At 67.1% G+C, this 17,472-nt stretch carries 17 protein-coding genes; 7 read left to right on the top strand and 10 right to left on the bottom strand.

What is annotated here, in order from left to right; translation table 11 throughout:
* Positions 1-80: 80 nt before the first annotated feature.
* The 10 genes from purH to RND78_RS06820 form a co-directional block, all read right to left on the bottom strand.
* Positions 81-1,673: a bifunctional phosphoribosylaminoimidazolecarboxamide formyltransferase/IMP cyclohydrolase gene (purH, locus tag RND78_RS06865; RefSeq protein WP_312727100.1), complete on the bottom strand. Its 1,593-nt coding sequence runs from the start codon at positions 1,671-1,673 to the stop codon at positions 81-83.
* Between the two features lie 66 nt (positions 1,674-1,739).
* Positions 1,740-2,060, bottom strand: coding sequence for a DNA-binding transcriptional regulator Fis (gene fis / locus RND78_RS06860; protein ID WP_059230803.1), 321 nt, complete (start codon positions 2,058-2,060; stop codon positions 1,740-1,742).
* Positions 2,057-3,049, bottom strand: a complete 993-nt coding sequence (gene dusB / locus RND78_RS06855; protein WP_312727094.1) for a tRNA dihydrouridine synthase DusB — start codon at positions 3,047-3,049, stop codon at positions 2,057-2,059. Before dusB ends, fis begins: the two co-directional genes overlap by 4 nt.
* Before the next feature lie 156 nt (positions 3,050-3,205).
* A complete protein-coding gene (locus RND78_RS06850; protein WP_312727093.1) occupies positions 3,206-4,588 on the bottom strand; it encodes a DUF3426 domain-containing protein in 1,383 nt (460 codons plus the stop codon).
* Between the two features lie 110 nt (positions 4,589-4,698).
* A complete protein-coding gene (gene prmA, locus RND78_RS06845; RefSeq protein WP_312727091.1) occupies positions 4,699-5,574 on the bottom strand; it encodes a 50S ribosomal protein L11 methyltransferase in 876 nt (291 codons plus the stop codon).
* Between the two features lie 94 nt (positions 5,575-5,668).
* The gene (accC, locus tag RND78_RS06840) at positions 5,669-7,015 is read right to left on the bottom strand and encodes an acetyl-CoA carboxylase biotin carboxylase subunit (RefSeq protein ID WP_312727090.1); all 1,347 of its coding nucleotides are present in this window, start codon (positions 7,013-7,015) and stop codon (positions 5,669-5,671) included.
* Between the two features lie 16 nt (positions 7,016-7,031).
* A complete protein-coding gene (gene accB, locus RND78_RS06835) occupies positions 7,032-7,487 on the bottom strand; it encodes an acetyl-CoA carboxylase biotin carboxyl carrier protein (protein WP_312727089.1) in 456 nt (151 codons plus the stop codon).
* A gap of 53 nt (positions 7,488-7,540) precedes the next feature.
* Complete coding sequence (aroQ, locus tag RND78_RS06830) at positions 7,541-7,987, bottom strand: type II 3-dehydroquinate dehydratase (RefSeq protein ID WP_312727088.1); 447 nt, start codon at positions 7,985-7,987, stop codon at positions 7,541-7,543.
* 118 nt (positions 7,988-8,105) lie between these two features.
* Positions 8,106-9,857 (bottom strand): protein-disulfide reductase DsbD, encoded by a 1,752-nt coding sequence (gene dsbD, locus RND78_RS06825; RefSeq protein ID WP_312727085.1) that lies wholly within the window; start codon positions 9,855-9,857, stop codon positions 8,106-8,108.
* A gap of 264 nt (positions 9,858-10,121) precedes the next feature.
* Complete coding sequence (locus tag RND78_RS06820) at positions 10,122-11,741, bottom strand: PleD family two-component system response regulator (RefSeq protein ID WP_312727082.1); 1,620 nt, start codon at positions 11,739-11,741, stop codon at positions 10,122-10,124.
* Between the two features lie 267 nt (positions 11,742-12,008).
* Here RND78_RS06820 and RND78_RS06815 point away from each other — a divergent pair, with 267 nt between their 5' ends.
* The 7 genes from RND78_RS06815 (at position 12,009) to RND78_RS06785 (ending at position 17,470) form a co-directional block, all read left to right on the top strand.
* Entirely contained in the window at positions 12,009-13,025 is a 1,017-nt protein-coding gene (locus tag RND78_RS06815; RefSeq protein ID WP_312727080.1) for a DUF2333 family protein, read from the top strand.
* Positions 13,025-13,576 (top strand): NUDIX hydrolase, encoded by a 552-nt coding sequence (locus RND78_RS06810; protein WP_312727079.1) that lies wholly within the window; start codon positions 13,025-13,027, stop codon positions 13,574-13,576. The genes RND78_RS06815 and RND78_RS06810 overlap by 1 nt, the downstream gene beginning before the upstream one ends.
* Before the next feature lie 158 nt (positions 13,577-13,734).
* The gene (locus tag RND78_RS06805; RefSeq protein ID WP_312727078.1) at positions 13,735-14,079 is read left to right on the top strand and encodes a translation initiation factor Sui1; all 345 of its coding nucleotides are present in this window, start codon (positions 13,735-13,737) and stop codon (positions 14,077-14,079) included.
* Positions 14,080-14,165: 86 nt separating this feature from the next.
* The gene (gene speA, locus RND78_RS06800; protein WP_312727076.1) at positions 14,166-16,079 is read left to right on the top strand and encodes an arginine decarboxylase; all 1,914 of its coding nucleotides are present in this window, start codon (positions 14,166-14,168) and stop codon (positions 16,077-16,079) included.
* 64 nt (positions 16,080-16,143) lie between these two features.
* Complete coding sequence (locus RND78_RS06795) at positions 16,144-16,398, top strand: hypothetical protein (RefSeq protein WP_059230831.1); 255 nt, start codon at positions 16,144-16,146, stop codon at positions 16,396-16,398.
* Complete coding sequence (locus tag RND78_RS06790) at positions 16,395-16,958, top strand: lipocalin family protein (RefSeq protein ID WP_312727073.1); 564 nt, start codon at positions 16,395-16,397, stop codon at positions 16,956-16,958. Before RND78_RS06795 ends, RND78_RS06790 begins: the two co-directional genes overlap by 4 nt.
* A 17-nt stretch (positions 16,959-16,975) precedes the next feature.
* Positions 16,976-17,470 carry a YbhB/YbcL family Raf kinase inhibitor-like protein gene (locus tag RND78_RS06785; RefSeq protein ID WP_312727072.1) on the top strand — a complete coding sequence of 165 codons (495 nt, stop codon included), beginning with the start codon at positions 16,976-16,978 and terminating at the stop codon, positions 17,468-17,470.
* Positions 17,471-17,472: the final 2 nt, after the last annotated feature.

Genomic DNA, 17,472 nt, shown 5'->3' with positions numbered 1-17,472 from the left:
TCTCCGGCGGTCGCATCGGGGCGGCCACCGCTGAAAATTGGCGCCACGGCGAGGCCTTGCGGCCGCGCCGTGGCAGGCTCTTAGTGGCGGAAGTGGCGCATACCGGTGAAGACCATGGCGATGTCCGCTTCGTCGGCGGCGGCGATGACCTCGGCGTCACGCATGGAGCCGCCTGGCTGGATCACCGCGGTGATGCCGACGGCCGCGGCGTTGTCGATGCCGTCGCGGAAGGGGAAGAAGGCGTCCGAGGCCATGACCGCCCCGGCCACGGCCAGACCCGCGTGCTCGGCCTTGATGGCGGCGATGCGCGCCGAGTTGACCCGGCTCATCTGGCCGGCGCCGATGCCAACGGTCTGCTGGCCCTTGGCGTAGACGATGGCATTGGATTTGACGAACTTGGCCACCTTCCAGGCGAAGATCAGGTCCTGCAGCTCCTGCTCGCTGGGCGCGCGCTGGGTCACCACCTTGAGGTCGGCGGCAGTGATCATGGCGATGTCACGGCTCTGCACCAGCAGGCCGCCGTTGACGCGCTTGAGGTCCAGGCCGGGCTTGCGCTCGGCCGGCCACTCGCCGCATTCCAGCAGGCGGACGTTGGCCTTGGCGGCGACGACGTCACGGGCTTCGGCACTGACGCGCGGGGCGATGATCACCTCGACGAACTGGCGCTCGACGATGGCACGGGCAGTCTCGGCGTCCAGCTCGCGGTTGAAGGCGATGATACCGCCGAAGGCCGATTCGTTGTCGGTGGCGTAGGCCAGTTCGTAGGCCTGGCGGATATCGCCGGCCGCGGCCACGCCGCAGGGGTTGGCGTGCTTGACGATGACGCAGGCCGGCTGGTCGTAGCTCTTCACGGTTTCCAGGGCGGCGTCGGTGTCGGCGACGTTGTTGAAGGACAGTTCCTTGCCCTGCAGCTGGGTGGCGGTGGCCACGCAGGCTTCGCTGGCGTGCTCGACGTAGAAGGCCGCCTGCTGGTGCGGGTTTTCGCCATAGCGCATGTCCTGCGCCTTGATGAACTGGGCGCTGAAGGTGCGCGGGAAGGCCGCGCGGCCTGCGGTGGACAGGGTCTCTGCCTGCTGGTCGATGCTGCCCAGGTAGTTGGCGATCATGCCGTCGTAGGCGGCGGTGTGCTCGAAGGCCTTGAGCGCCAGGTCGAAGCGCTGGGCATAGGTCAGGCCACCAGCCTTGAGGTCGTCGAGGATGGCCGCGTAGTCGCTGGCATTGACCACGATGGCGACGTCCTTGTGGTTCTTGGCCGCGCTGCGGACCATGGTCGGGCCGCCGATGTCGATGTTCTCGATGGCGTCGGCCAGGCTGCAGCCGGGCTTGGCCACGGTGGCGGCGAAGGGGTAGAGGTTGACCGCAACCAGGTCGATGGGGCGGATGCCGTGTTCGCTCATCACCTCATGGTCGACGCCGCGACGACCGAGGATGCCGCCGTGGATCTTCGGGTGCAGGGTCTTGACGCGGCCGTCCATCATCTCCGGGAAGCCGGTGTAGTCGGCCACTTCCAAGGCCGGGATGCCTTCGTCGCGCAGCAGCTTGTAGGTGCCGCCGGTGGACAGGATTTCCACGCCGATGGCCGCGAGTTCGCGGGCGAAGTCGACGACGCCCGTCTTGTCGGACACGCTGATCAGCGCGCGGCGGACGGGGAGGCGAGAGGTCTGGTCGGTCATGGTCATGTCCATCAGGAGAAGAGAGGCCGCCGGTGAGCCCGCTTGGCCCGCCGGCGAGGAGGCGGATCAGAGCAGGTCGTACTGCTTGAGCTTCTTGCGCAGGGTGCCGCGATTGAGGCCGAGCATTTCCGAGGCCTTGGTCTGGTTGCCCTTGACGTAATTCATCACGCTTTCGAGCAGCGGTGCTTCCACTTCGCAGAGCACCATGTTGTAGACGTCGGTCACCGGCTGCCCATCGAGATGGGCGAAATAGTTGCGCAGCGCCTTCTCGACGCTGTCGCGCAGCGTCTGGCCCTCCTGCAGGGGGGCGGTCAGGTGCTGCTTTAAGTCGCCGTTGTCGCTCACGGGCGCTATTCCAGTCAAAGGGGTCTGGGTCATCGAATTCATGCCACCTGCTTCCCGGTCGGGGGCTGCGCGAAGAAGGCGCGAATGCTGGCGTGCTGCGCGTCCGCGTCTTGCAAACGATTGAACAGGGCACGCGATTCCGCCGCGCCGGGGCGGTCGGCCAGGTACCAGCCGACGTGCTTGCGAGCGATGCGGACGCCCATCTCCGGGCCATAGAAGGCGTGCAGGGCAGCCAGGTGCTCCAGCAGGATGGCTGCCACCTCGGCGTCGGTCGGCGCCGGCAGGTGCTCGCCGGTCGCCAGGTAATGCGCGATCTCGCGGAAGATCCAGGGGCGGCCCTGGGCGGCGCGGCCGATCAGCAGGCCGTCGCAACGGGTGTGCTCGAGCACCGCCCGGGCCTTTTCCGGGCTGTCGATATCGCCATTGGCGAACACCGGGATGCCGACCGCCCGCTTGATGGTGGCGATGGTGTCGTACTCGGCGGCGCCGAGGAAACGGTCGTCCCGGGTGCGGCCATGCACGGCGAGGGCCTGGATGCCCGCGGCTTCGGCCAGCTGCGCGATGCGCAGGCCGTTGCGATTGTCGGGATTCCAGCCGGTACGGATCTTCAGGGTCACGGGGACGTCGACGGCCGCCACCACGGCGGCGAGGATCTCGGCCACCAGGGCCTCGTCCTTCATCAGCGCGGAACCGGCAGCCTTGTTGCAGACCTTCTTGGCCGGGCAGCCCATGTTGATGTCGATGATCTGGGCGCCCAGCTCGACGTTGCGCCGGGCCGCTTCGGCCAGCATGGCCGGATCGCCGCCGGCGATCTGCACCGAGCGCGGCTCCTGCTCGCTGGCGTGAATCAGGCGCAGCCGCGACTTGCGGCTGTCGTAGAGACGCACGTCGCTGGTCACCATTTCCGACACGGCCATGCCGGCGCCCAGTGCGAGGCACAGGCGGCGGAAGGGCAGGTCGGTGACCCCGGCCATGGGCGCGAGGATCAGCGGATTGGGCAAGGTATAAGGGCCGATGCGCACCATCGACATATCTTTTTCCCTGGCGAATAGGCGCCTGTTCCGCCTGCGCCGGAAACCGGCCGCGGACAGGGACTGCGGTGCTTGAAAAGGGTTGGGAATGATACCCGCTCGCCGCCTCCGGATAAAGCGCGAGTTGGCTAGTTTATGAGCAATTCCCGGGTGCCCTCACTCCGGCGAGAAGAAGCTCAGGCTGTAATTCACCGCCCGCGGACCGGGATCGAGGATGTCCAGGGCGATGTGGATCGGCGTCTGCGGCGGCATCTCGTCCTGGCCCTTGAGCTCGCCGTTCAGGTACTCGCCGGGCTTGAAGCGGCGGCTGGCGAGCAGTTGGCCGTTGAGGTCGGCGAAGCGCAGTTCCAGCAGCGGGAAGGGCTGCGAGAAGGGCGCGCGGTTGTAGAGGATGGCGTCGACGCGCAGGGCACCGGAGAATTGCGGATGGCTGCGTACCACCAGGTTGCTGCTGCGGATCTGCTGGACGTCGACCTTGGAGGGCACCTTGCAGCCGAGGCTGGCACAGGCCTGGACGAACAGCGGCCGGTAGCTGTCCTGCCGCGCCAGTTCGTCGAAGTGGTAGTAGACGTACTGGCCGGCCAGGGCCAGCAGGGCCAGCAGGCAAAGGAAGATCCATAGCAGGCGCCGCCCCCAGCGCGGGCGTTCGCGGCGGGTGCCCAGCAGCAGGGGGTCGTCGTGCAGGTCGACCAGGGGATCGTCCTGCCATTCCGGCTCGCTGCGCAACGCGGTCGCCGACTTGGCCGGCGGGGCTTCGTCTTCGCCGTCACGGTCGGCGCTGAGCGGCTCGGTGACCGGTTCCCGCCAATCGTCCAGTCGGCCCAGGCCGGGTTCGGCGCGGTCGTCGTCCTCGGCATCGACGCGGCCGAGGGCCGGCTCCTGGCGTTCGCGTGCGGGTACCGTGAGCGGGGCGGGCGGCGGCGGGGCGGCCGGGCGCAGGGGGGCCGCGTTGGCGGTGATCGGCGGCAGGGCGGCTGCCGACCGTGCGGTGACGGCTGGTGGTTCGGGTTCGGGTTCGGCTGCAGGCTCGGGACGGTCGTCGAGCTCCGGCTCGACAGCGGTCCGCAGCGCCAGGGGCTCGGGTTCGGCTTCCCGCTCGGCGGTGACGGGGCCCAGTGCCGGCAGTTCGAGCGAGTCCTCGTCGTCCTCGCGACGGCGCGCGGCCAGGCCAGGCTCCGGCGCCGGCTCTTCCTGCGGTGCCTTCACCGAGGGGGCTGCAGCGGGCATGGCCGGAACACGGCGCTGCTCTTCCAGTGCGCCGAGGCGGGCGACCTCGGCGTCGAGTTCCAGGTGGCTGAGATCCAGCTCGTCGTGCGGCCAGGCGGCTTCGCTCGGCGCCGGCTCGGTCGCGGCTGGCGGCGGTGCCACCGGGGTAGGCGCGGCGACCGGAGCGGTCAGGGGCGCGGCCTGGTTGGTGGCGTTGAAGACTTCCAGGCAGACGCCGCACCTGACGTCACCGTCCGCGGCAGCCAGATGTTCCTGGGTGACGCGGAAGCGAGTATGGCAATGCGGACACTGGGCGACGAGGGAATCGGTCATGGCGAGGCGACAGCCAGGGAATTTAAGCGCGCTAGTGTACCCGAAGGCCCTGGCGAAAGAAGGGCTTCCGCCGGGCCGCCCGGTGAGCGGTTCGGCGGTGGGACAGCTGCCTAGTGGCGGCGGGTGCCGCTGATGCGCACCCAGCCGTCGAGGGTGGCGGTGGGCTCCAGGTCGAAGCTGCCGGCGTAGGCGGCGCGCACGTCCTCGGCCTGCTCGGCGAGGATGCCGGAGAGCGCCAGGCGTCCGCCGATGCGGGTCAGGCGGGTGATCTGCTCGGCCAGCCCGACCAGCGGACCGGCGAGGATATTGGCGACCACCACGTCGGCCGGCTCGCTCGGCAGGTCGGCGGGCAGGTATAGCGGAAAGCGTGCCGGGTCGATGCCGTTGCGATTGGCGTTCTCCCGCGAGGCTTCCAGTGCCTGGACGTCGATGTCGGTACCCACCGCGCGCTTGGCGCCCAGCAGCAGGGCGGCGATGGCGAGGATGCCCGAGCCGCAGCCGAAATCCAGTACCTGACGTCCTTCCACCGGCTCGCCGTCCAGCCATTGCAGGCACAGGGAGGTGGTGGGGTGGGTACCCGTGCCGAAGGCCAGGCCCGGGTCCAGCAGCAGGTTGACCGCGTCCGGTTCCGGCGCCTCGTGCCAGCTGGGCACGATCCACAGGCGCTGGCCGAAGCGCATGGGCTGGAAGTTGTCCATCCAGCTGCGTTCCCACTCCTGGTCTTCCAGGCGCTCGACCTCGTAGGTCAGGCCGTTGGCCAACAACTGGACGCGCTGCTCCAGGGCGGTGGCGTCGGTATCGCCTTCAAACAGCGCCAGCAGGTGGGTCTGGGACCACAGCGGCGTGGTGCCCAGGTCCGGCTCGAAGATCGGCTGGTCCTCGGCGTCCATGAAGGTCACCGAGACGGCGCCCAGTTCGAGCATGAGGTCTTCGTAGGTTTCCGCCTGGGCGGGGGTGATGGCGAGGCGGACTTGCAGCCAGGACATGATGGGCTACCTGAATCGGGTCAAAGCGGGGAGGGTAAATGAAAACGGGCTGCCCGAGGGCAGCCCGTTCACTGAATCAGCAGTCGTCATGCACTCAGTGGCGCATGCCCAACTTCTTCTCCAGGTAATGGATGTTCACCGCGCCCTGGCCAAAGGCCTGGTCGCGGGTCAGCATCCGGTGCAGATCGGCATTGGTCTTGATGCCGTCGACGATCAGCTCGTCCAGGGCGTTGCGCATCCGGGCCATGGCCTCGTCGCGGGTCTTGCCCCAGGTGATCAGCTTGCCGATCAGCGAATCGTAGTTCGGCGGAACCTTGTAGCCGCTGTACAGGTGAGAATCCACCCGCACGCCATTGCCGCCCGGCGCATGGTAGTGCTTGACCAGGCCCGGGGAGGGCATGAAGGTCTTGGGATCTTCGGCGTTGATCCGGCACTCGATGGCGTGGCCGGTGATCTTGATGTCTTCCTGCTTGATCGAAAGCGGGTTGCCAGCGGCGATGCTGAGCATCTCCTTGACGATGTCGACGCCGGTGATCATCTCGGTCACCGGATGCTCCACCTGCACGCGGGTGTTCATCTCGATGAAGTAGAAGCGGCCGTCCTCGTAGAGGAACTCGAAGGTGCCGGCGCCGCGGTAGCCGATGTCGATGCAGGCCTTGACGCAGCGGGCCAGGACTTCTTCACGGGCCTTCTCGTCGATCTGGGGCGCAGGCGCTTCCTCGATGACCTTCTGGTGACGACGCTGCAGCGAGCAGTCGCGGTCGTAGAGGTGCACGGCGTTGCCCTGGCCATCGGAGAGCACCTGGACTTCCACGTGACGCGGATTGCCGAGGAATTTCTCCATGTAGACCATGGAGTTGCCGAAGGCGGCGCCGGCTTCGGTCTGGGTCAGCTTGATCGACTTGATCAGCTCGGCCTCGTCTTCGACCACGCGCATGCCGCGACCACCACCGCCACCGGCGGCCTTGATGATCACCGGATAGCCGACTTCGCGACCGATGCGCAGGCACTCGGCCTCGTCATCCGGCAGGGCGCCGTCGGAGCCCGGGACGGTGGGCACACCGGCCTGCTTCATGGCGTTCTTGGCGGAGACCTTGTCGCCCATCAGGCGAATCACGTCGGCGGTGGGGCCGACGAAGGCGAAGCCGGATTGTTCCACCTGCTCGGCGAAGTCGGCGTTCTCGGCGAGAAAGCCGTAGCCGGGGTGGATGGCGGTGGCGCCGGTGACTTCCGCGGCACTGATGATGGCCGGGATGTTCAGGTAGGACTGGGGCGAGGGGGCCGGGCCGATGCACACCGATTCGTCGGCGAGGGACAGATGCATCAGTTCGCGGTCGGCGGTGGAATGAACCGCCACCGTCTTGATGCCCAGCTCCTTGCAGGCACGCACCACGCGCAGGGCGATTTCCCCGCGGTTGGCGATCAGGACTTTTTCCAGCATCGTGGGCTCCACGGGCTTAGACAATGGTGAACAGCGGCTGGTCGAATTCGACGGGCTGACCGTTCTCGACCAGCACCTGGCCGATGGTGCCGCTGGCTTCGGCTTCGATGTGGTTCATCATCTTCATGGCTTCGACGATGCACAGGATGTCGCCTTTCTTCACCTGCTGGCCGACTTCGACGAAGGGCGGGGTGGTGGGCGAGGAAGCGCGGTAGAAGGTGCCGACCATGGGCGAACGAGCCACGTTACCGGTCAACTGCGGGGCGGCGGCTTCGGCGGGGGCAGCAGCAGCCGGCGCCGGAGCCGGGGCGGCGACCGGAGCGGGAGCGGCGGCGTAGACGGTCTGCATGCCCTGGCCACGGCCAGTGTTGCGGCTGATGCGCACGGACTCTTCGCCTTCGCGGATTTCCAGCTCGTCGATACCGGACTCTTCCAGCAGCTCGATCAGTTTCTTGACTTTACGGATGTCCATTGGCGTTGGCTCTCCCCTCGGGTTCAGGTGATGTTCTAGATATTGGGGCGCGTTCAGCCGCGGGCGGCGAGCTGTTCGCAGGCGGCTTCCAGCGCCAGGCGATAGCCACTGGCGCCGAGCCCGCAGATGACCCCGACCGCCACGTCGGAAAAGTAGGAGTGGTGGCGGAAGGGTTCGCGCTTGTGCACGTTGGAAAGGTGCACTTCGATGAATGGGATGCTCACCGCGAGCAAGGCGTCACGTAGGGCGACGCTGGTATGGGTGAAGGCGGCCGGATTGATCAGGATGAAATCCACCCCTTCGTCGCGCGCGGCATGGATGCGGTCGATCAGCTGGTGCTCGGCGTTGCTTTGCAGGTATTGCAGGCGATGACCGGCAGCGCTGGCGCGGGCTTCGAGATCGGCGTTGATCTGGGCCAGGGTGGTGGCACCGTAGACGCCCGGCTCCCGGGTCCCCAGCAGATTCAGGTTGGGCCCATGCAGTACCAGCAGATGCGCCATAGCCGCCTTGCCTCACGTTTTCGCAACCAGATTGGCCGCGGACTATGCCGCAACCTGAGGTGACTGTCCAGTCGCTGGACGTTTGCCGGAAATGCCAGCACGTTGGGCGAAATTTCTTTTAATCGCTGGCGATGAGCCTTTTTACCCCAGCCAGGCGGGCGAGAAAGCCGGTGGCGTCGATTTCGCCGACGATGCGAGCCGAGGTCCGCTCCTGGCCCCTTGCATCGTAGAACAGGATAGCTGGCGGGCCGAACAGGCCCTGGCGCTCCAGCCATTGCCGCTGTTCCCGGTCGCTCGCCGTCATATCGAAGCGGATCAGCGTGAAATCCCGCAATTGCGCCTGTACCCCAGGGTCGCCGAACACCTCGCGCTCGATGAGTTTGCAACTGATGCACCAGTCGGCATAGACATCCACCAGCACCGGGCGGCCCTGGCCAAGGGCGGCGGTGAGGGCCGCCGGATCGCTCAGGCTGCGCATTTCCTCCGTGCGCGCGGCCAGCGGCGGAGCGGCGGATTCGCCCAGCGGCCGTTGCGGATCGCTGGCCCCACGCAGGGCGCCGATACCGCAGGCGGCGCCGTACAGCAGCAGGGCCAGGCCGAGCAGTTGCAGCAGCCGCTGGCGCGGTGGCTTGGGTACGAAGTCCAGGGCGCCGAGGAAGAGACCGCTACCGGCCGCCAGCAGGCCCCAGCCGGCCAGGGCCAGCGGACCCGGCAACAGGCGTTCGAGCAACCACAGCGCCACCGCCAGCAGCAGTACGCCGAAGGCATTGCGCACGCCCACCAGCCAGGCACCGCTGCGGGGGAGCAGGGCGCCACCGCCGGCGGCGACGACGATCAGCGGCATGCCCATGCCCAGGCCGAGGGCGAACAGGGCCAGGCCGCCGCCGGTGACGTCCGCGGTGGTGCTGATGTAGAGCAGCAGCCCGGCCAGGGGCGCCGAGATGCAGGGCGAGACCACCAGGCTGGAGAGCACGCCGAGGGTCGCGGCACCACCCAGGGAGCCACCTTGGCGGCTCTGCAGCAGGCGTTCCAGCCGCTCGCGCAGCGGGGCGGGCAGGCGCACGTCGAAGAGGCCGAACATCCCCAGTCCGAAGACGACGAAGAGCGCGGCGAAGGGCACCAGCACCCAGGGCGACTGCAGGCGTGCCTGGAGGTTGAGCCCGGCGCCGAACAGGCCCATCAGGGCACCCAGCACGGCGAAACACAGCGCCATGGGTAGCACATAGGCTAGCGCCAGCAGCAGCCCGCGTCCTGGCCGTGCCCGCCCGGCCAGCACCACGGCGGAAAGGATCGGCAGCATGGGCAGCACGCAGGGCGTGAAGGTTAGGGTCAGGCCGGACAGGAAGGCCAGCAGCGCCTGCTGCAGCCAGCCTGGGGCGGGCGGCGCCAGCCAGGACCAGAAGCCCTGTGGCGGCGTGGCGATGTCCAGGGTGCGGGTTTCGGGGGGATAGCAGAGGCCGCGGTCGGCGCAGCCCTGGTAGGTGACGCGCACCTGGCCGCCACGCCCGGCCGCGAGGGGCAGGGGAATGTCCACTCCCGCGTGATAGACCTGGACGTCGCCGAACCACTCGTCGTGCTTGGGCTCGCCGGGTGGCAGGCGCACCGGACCGGCCAGCAGGCCGGGATCGGCGGCGAAGGCGAAGCGCTGGCGATAGAGGTAGTAGCCTTCGGCGATGGTGAAGCGCACCACGGTACGTCCTGCGGCGTCCTGGCGCTGTTCGAAGCGGAACGCCTGGTCCACCGGCAGGAATGGCTGGCTGGCGCGCTGGCCCCCCAGGCCCAGGTCGGCAGCCGGGCGTGGCGCGTCGAACAGGCCCGCGGCGGCGGGCAGGGTCAGCAGCAGGGTGAGCAGGAACAGCAGGACACGCATGGGCTTCTCGAAGATCGGCAGCGGCCGATCATAGCAGAGGCGCCAGCGGGTTCCGGCTAGTGTGGTGTTTCAGGGGTTCGCGCAAGAATTGGCGAGGGATTTTTTGACGGTTCGGCGCTCCGACGGTTCGGCGCCCCGACTGGGCCAGGCGCCGCGACGAGTCATGGCAGGGCTATGGTGAGGAGTGGCAACGTCGTCCGGACGGTCCGCCGCTGCGGCCGAAAAAGCGCCGCCAAAATTGTGCAGACAACCTCGAACACCACACTATTCCTGGCCGTACTGGCGCACGCAGTTGCGGCCGGCGCGCTTGGCCGCGTAGAGCGCCTGGTCGGCCTGCTTGGCGAGCAGCGTCATCTCCTGGTTGGGCTCCAGCTGCGCCAGGCCCGCACTGAAGGTACAGCTGAGTTCCTTGGGCGAGGCGGGATAGTGGATCTCGGCGAAGCGCTGGCGGATCTCGTCGATCAGCCGGGTGGCGGTGGCCAGGTCGGTATCGGGCAGGACGATGGCGAATTCCTCGCCACCGTAGCGACCGATATGATCGGACTTGCGCAGGCGTTGCTTGAGGAACAGCGCCAGGCTCTTGATCACCCGGTCGCCCATGGGATGGCCGTAGTGGTCGTTGACCTGCTTGAAATGGTCAATGTCCAGCATGGCGAAGGTGATCGGCCGCTGGGTGCGGCGGGCGCGGAAGCAGGCGTCTTCCAGCAACTGCAGGGTATGGGTGTGGTTGTACAGGCCGGTGAGGCTGTCCTGGACGATGCGCGCCTGCAGGCTGCGCGCCCGGGCGGCGCGGGTGCGGACGGTAGCGATCAGGTGACGCGGCTTGATCGGCTTGGTGAGGAAGTCGTCGCCGCCTTCGCTCATGGCGTCCAGCTGCTTGTCGAGATCGTCCTCGGCCGACAGATAGATGATGGGCACGCTGACATAGCGCTCGTGCTGGCGGATGACCTTGGCCAGTTCGGTGCCGATGCACTCGGGCATGTACATGTCGAGGATGATCAGGTCAGGCACGAATTCGGCCAGGTGGGACATCACCGCGCCAGGCTGCATCAGGGTGCGGGTGACGATGCCGGCACTGTTGAGCGCCATTTCCGTGGCCATGGCCTGGGCGCGTGAGTCGTCCACCACCAGGGCGCGGATCGGATCGTAGTAGACGGTGCGGGTGAGGTTCTCGATCTTTTCCAGCAGCCGCGCCGAATCCAGGGTGCCGGTGTAGAACTCCTGGCCGCCGGCGCGGACCGCTGCCAGGCGAAAGGGCGTGTCGGCCTCCTGGTGGCTGTAGAACAGCACCGGCAGCTTGCGCTCCAGGCCGGTCTGGGCCTCCAGCGCCAGCTGGATACCCGCGCCGACGCCGCCGAAGTCGACGTCCATGACGATGACCGCCGGGTGGCGGGTATCCAGCATCTGGCGGAATTCCTCGGCGCCGCGGCAGAGCTGGATGACCACACCGAAATATTCCATCTGCTGCGCCAGGCGCTCGGCACGTTCGGTATCGAGCAGGGCGATGTAGATCGGCTTGCGCAGCGGCGGCAAGCTGGTGGTTTCCAGCTGGTCGCCCTGGCGCAGGCCGGTGCGCGACAGGCTCTGCATGGCCTGGCTGAGCTCGGTGATGGCCTGGCTGTTGAGGCGACCGCGATTGGCCGCGACCTGAACCAGGGTAGCGGCGATGGCCTCGGCGAGTTCGGCGTGTCCCTGCTGGTCGAAGCGCTTGGCGTACTGCAGTAGGCGCGCATTGGCATCGGTCAGCTCGGCAAGGCTGCTCGCGTTCCACTCGTCCCGCTGCAAGCGCTGCCAGATCTCCAGTACCTGGCGCGACTGATGAATGACCCGCTGGGCGAAATGCAGCTTCAGGCGGTCGCGGCTCGGGTCTTCAGGTTCGCTCACGAATTGATCCGTCATTCTTGAGTTGATGGCTCTATGCTACCAATTGAAGAGCGGCAGGGAAGAGGCGTTACCCTGGTTAGCGGCGGCGATGCCGCTCGCATGGACACTGCCGGTCGCTTCTGGAGTAGCGTCCGTCGCCTGTTACCCTAGTCTCGGGATGACCGCCGACGCGATGCTGCCGCCTGCGCCCGATCTTGCGTGCGCAACCGGCGCCACCGGCGACAGTCCAAGCGCAGACCCCTTTGAAATCATTGCAAGGAATTGCCCATGCGGGAGTGGAATATGAGGTCGGGATGGCTCCGGCTGGTGGCTGTGCTGGTGGCACTCTATCTGCTGGTCACCCTGGCGATAGGTTGGTACTGGAGCCGCGAACCGGATTTCTTCCCGGTGCAGCAGCATGCCCAGGAGGCGGCCACGGCCAGCGGGCGCAAGCTGGTGCTGGGCTACACCACGGTGGAGACGCTCAAGCAGGTGGCCAGCACCCTGCTCGACAAGCCGGGTGGCTACCTCTCCAACGACATCCTGCCGCCGGGCGTCTGGCTGGACGACATGCCGTCCTGGGAATATGGCGTGCTGGTGCAGACCCGCGACCTGGCCCGTGCCCTGCGCAAGGACTTCGCGCGCTCCCAGTCGCAATCCACCGAGGATGTCGACCTGGCCCAGGCCGAGCCACGCTTCAACTTCGACAACCACAGCTGGGCCATGCCCTCGTCGGAGTCGGAATACCGCGCCGGCATCGCCTCCCTGGATCGCTACCTGGCGCGCCTGGGTGGCCAGAATGCCCAGGGCCAGCCTGCCGCCTACTTCTATTCGCGTTCCGACAACCTGCGCAACTGGCTGGGTGACGTCGAGACCCGCCTGGGCTCGCTGTCCCAGCGGCTTTCCGCCAGCGTCGGTCGGGTGCGCCTGGATGCCGAGGTGCAGCCGAACCAGGACATTCCCGCCGGTCAGGTGCCGGAGGTGCACGAGCAGCGCGTCGAGACGCCCTGGCTGCAGATCGACAACGTCTTCTACGAAGCCCGCGGCCAGGCCTGGGCGCTGTCGCACATCCTGCGTGCCATCGAGGTGGACTTCGCCGACACCCTGGCCAAGAAGAACGCCACGGTGAACGTGCGCGAGATCATCCGCGAACTGGAAGCGGCGCAGCAGCCGATCTGGAGTCCGATGATCCTCAACGGCAGCGGCTTCGGCATCCTGGCCAACCACTCGCTGGTGATCGCGAACTACATCTCCCGCGCCAACGCCGCCATCATCGACCTGCGCCAGTTGCTGGAACAGGGCTGATGGCGATCGAGGAGCGCGAAGCGGCGCATCGCGCCGCGTCCGACCGGGAAGCGGTGGTCTGGGTCGACCGCGACGACCGCATCCAAGGCCACCTGCCGCGGGCCGAATTGCGCGCCCGCGGTCTGATCGGCCGCTGTACCTTCATCCTGCTGTTCAACGGCGCGGGCGAGCTCTGCGTGCACCGCCGTACCCTGAGCAAGGCGCTCTACCCGGGTTACTGGGACGTGGCCGCCGGTGGCATGGTGGCGCCGGGAGAAAGCTACGCCGAGTCCGCGGCGCGGGAAATGGCGGAGGAACTGGGCGTGAGCGGCGTCCCGCTCCGCGAGCACGGTACCTTCTATTACGAGGAGCCAGGCAATCGGCTCTGGGGCGGGGTGTTCAGCGCCCGCTGGGATGGCCGGCTGCAGCTGCAGCCGGAAGAGGTGCTGGAAGCGCGCTTTCTCGCTCCTGCGGCCATCGTCGAACAGGCGCGCGAGATGCCCTATTGCCCGGACTCGCTGGCCGCGCTGCGGCTCGTCCTGACCGGTGCCGATGTCGCATCCCTGCCTTAATTTCTCGCATTCGTCCCTTAGCATCCGGCGACGATGCTGCTACATTGCGCGGCCCCGGAATAGCGCGGCCCGAGCCGGCCGGCGCAGCTTCCAAGGTTGCCTCCAGGCGTCCGTCGCCTGGTGCCCGACGCCTGTCCCCGAGCTGGGAGGACCGCCCCTTGAGCAAGAAATCCACATCCCTGTCGGACCTCAGCCGCCTGGTGTACTCCACCGACGTCGGCCGCATTCGCCCGGAGGAGCCGGCCGCGCCGGCGCCGGCCGGCGACGGCATCGCCCGGGTGCGGCGCGAGACCAAGGGGCGCGGCGGCAAGACGGTGACCACTGTCACCGGCGTGCCACTCGAGGGTGATGAACTCAGGGAGCTGGCCAGTGCGCTCAAGCGTCGCTGCGGCACCGGCGGCGCGCTCAAGGAAGGCGTCATTGAGATCCAGGGCGACCACGTCGAGCTGCTGGTCGGTGAACTCGAGAAGCGCGGCTTCAAGACCAAGCGAGCAGGCGGCTAGATCGCACCCTCGGTGCTCCTGCGTACAACTTACCGCCCTTGGTGGCGGTCCATCCAAGCAAGATTCCCAACAGGAGATTCCCGCGAATGTCCCCACGACGCACGCGCAAAGACGACGGCAGCCAGTGGACCGTGGCGGACAGCCGCAGTGTCTACGGTATTCGCCACTGGGGCGCCGGCTACTTCGCCATCAGCGACACCGGCAACGTGGAGGTACGCCCCCACGGCCCGGACGGTTCGCCGATCGACCTGCACGTGCTGGTCGGCCAATTGCGCGAGGCAGGGCTCTCGTTGCCGCTGCTGGTCCGTTTCCCGGACATCCTGCAGGGCCAGGTACGCCACCTGACCGGCGCCTTCGACCGCAACATCGAGCGACTCGACTACCAGGGCCGCTACACCGCCCTCTATCCGATCAAGGTCAACCAGCAGGAAGCGGTGGTGGAGAACATCATCGCCACCCGCGACGTCTCCATTGGCCTGGAAGCCGGTTCCAAGCCGGAATTGATGGCGGTGCTGGCGCTGGCGCCCAAGGGCGGCACCATCGTCTGTAACGGCTACAAGGACCGCGAATTCATCCGCCTGGCGCTGATGGGCCAGAAGCTCGGTCATAGCGTCTTCATCGTCATCGAGAAGGAATCCGAGGTTCCGCTGGTGATCGAGGAGGCCGCTGAGCTGAAGGTCACGCCCCAGGTTGGTCTGCGCGTGCGGCTGTCGTCCCTGGCGTCGAGCAAATGGGCCGATACCGGCGGCGAGAAATCCAAGTTTGGTCTCTCCGCCGCCCAGCTGCTGTCGGTGATCGAGCGCTTCCGCGCCGCTGGCCTGGAGCAGGGCGTGCGCCTGCTGCACTTCCACATGGGCTCGCAGATCGCCAACCTGGCCGACTACCGCCAGGGCTTCCGCGAAGCCATCCGCTACTACGCCGAGCTGCGCGCCCTGGGGCTGCCGCTGGACCACATCGACGTCGGCGGCGGCCTGGGCGTGGACTACGACGGTACCCACTCGCGCAACGCCAGCTCCATCAACTACGACATGGACGACTACGCCAGTACCGTGGTCGGCATGCTCAAGGAGTTCTGCGACCAGCAGGAATTGCCGCATCCGAACATCTTCTCGGAAAGCGGTCGGGCCATGACTGCCCATCACGCCATGCTGGTGATGCAGGTCACCGACGTCGAGCGCCACAACGACAGCGTGCCGGCCAGCGAGCGTTTCGAAGGCAAGGCCGAGGTGGTGCAGTGGCTGGCCGAGCTGCTCGGCGATACCGATCCGGAGATGGTCACCGAGACCTACTGGCGCGCCACCCAGTACGTCAGCGAAGCCGCTGCGCAGTACGCCGCCGGCACCCTGAGCCTGAGCGACAAGGCCCTGGCCGAGCAGTGCTACTTCGCCATCTGCCGCCGCCTGTACAACCAGCTCAAGGCCCGCCAGCGCTCCCATCGGCAGGTGCTCGACGAACTCAACGACAAGCTGGCCGACAAGTACATCTGCAACTTCTCGGTGTTCCAGAGCCTGCCCGACACCTGGGCCATCGACCAGATCCTGCCCATCGTGCCGCTCACCCGGCTCGATGAAGAACCGGTGCGCCGCGCCGTGCTGCAGGACCTGACCTGCGATTCCGACGGCAAGATCAAGCAGTACGTCGACGAGCAGAGCATCGAGACCAGCCTGCCGGTACACGAGGTGCGCGAAGGCGAGGACTACCTGCTGGCGGTGTTCCTGGTGGGCGCCTATCAGGAGATCCTCGGCGACATGCACAACCTGTTCGGCGACACCGACTCGGTGAACGTCTACCAGGACGCCGACGGCAGCGTGCGCCATGGCGGTATCGAGACCCACGACACCATCGAGGACATGCTCAGGTACGTGCACCTCTCGCCCGAAGAGCTGATGACCTACTACCGCGACAAGGTCGCCAGCGCCCGGCTCACCGCCCGCGAGCGGACCCAGTTCCTCGACGCCATGCGCCTGGGGTTGACCCGTTCCTCCTACCTCGCCGGCTGAGATAGCGAACCCTGACGGCCAGGCGGGTTCTATAGCCTTGCCGTCAGGATGGAGGAGAGGACCCATGAAGCTGCGTACGGCGTCGCTGCTGTTGAGCTGCCTGGTATTGGCCGCGTGTGGCAAGGTGACCCAGGAAAACTATTCCCGGCTCAAGGCCGGCCAGACCAAGGCGGAAGTGGAGCAGATCCTGGGCGCGCCCACCGAATGCGCCGGCGCCCTGGGCGTCACCACCTGTACCTGGGGTGATCGCGGCTCCTTCATCAGCGTGCAGTATCTCAACGACAAGGTGGCGATGTTCGCCGGGCAGGGTCTGCGATGAAAACTTCTACCAAATTGTTACTGCTGGCGGGCGCCGCCGGGCTGCTCGCGGCCTGCGCCGGTAGTCCGAAGCCGGTGCCGCCGCTCACCGCCGGCAATGTCGACCTGCAGCGCTACCAGGGGCACTGGTACGAACTGGCGCGGCTACCGATGTTCTTCCAGCGCAACTGCGCCCAGTCCGAAGCCAACTACCACGTCATGGCCGATGGCAAGGTCGCGGTGTTCAACCGTTGCCGCACCCTGGATGGCAAGGTCCAGGAAGCCACGGGCACCGCCACGCCGATCAAGCCGGGCGTGACCGATCGCCTGGAAGTCCGCTTCGATACCTGGTTCAGCGGGGTATTGCCCAATGTCGCCAAGGGGCCGTACTGGATTCTCTACGTCGACGACGACTACAAGACCGCGCTGGTCGGCAGCCCCGATCGCAAGTACCTCTGGCTGCTGGCGCGCAGCCCCGAGATCTCTTCGGCGCAGAGCGAGAAGCTGCTGCGTATCGCCCGTGAGAAGGGCTACAACCTCAACCGTCTGGTCTGGCGCGAGACCGACGCCCATATGCCTTGAGTGACAGGAGCCCGTTCATGAAACTCTGGACCGATGCCTTCGCCGACAACGGCTTCATGCCCAAGCGCCACGAATTCGATGTGGCCGACTTCGGCGCCCACGGCGAGAACGTCTCGCCCGCCCTGCAATGGTCCGACCTGCCAGCCGGCACCCAAAGCCTGGCGCTGACCGTCTACGATCCCGACGCGCCCACCGGCAGCGGCTTCTGGCACTGGGTCGTGGTCAATATCCCGGTCGGCACCCAGGGCCTGGCGGAAGACGCCGGGCGTGCCGATGGTTCCGGCCTGCCGGCCGGTGCGCTGCAGTTGATCAACGACTACGGTACCCGCGGCTTCGGTGGGGCGGCGCCGCCCAAGGGCGACAAGCCACATCGCTACATCTTCCAGCTGCATGCGCTCAAGGTCGCTCAGCTGCCGCTACCGGCAGAGGCGACCAACGCCGTCGGTCGCTTCATGATCCACCTCAATCAACTGGCCTCGGCGACCTATACCGGTCTCTACGAGATCAAATAGGG

It is taken from the genome of Pseudomonas oryzihabitans, from assembly GCF_032027545.1.
GTDB classification, from domain to species: domain Bacteria; phylum Pseudomonadota; class Gammaproteobacteria; order Pseudomonadales; family Pseudomonadaceae; genus Chryseomonas; species Chryseomonas oryzihabitans_F.
The sequence above is the reverse complement of the archived record's forward strand: the minus strand, read 5'-3'. Positions and strand labels throughout refer to the sequence as shown.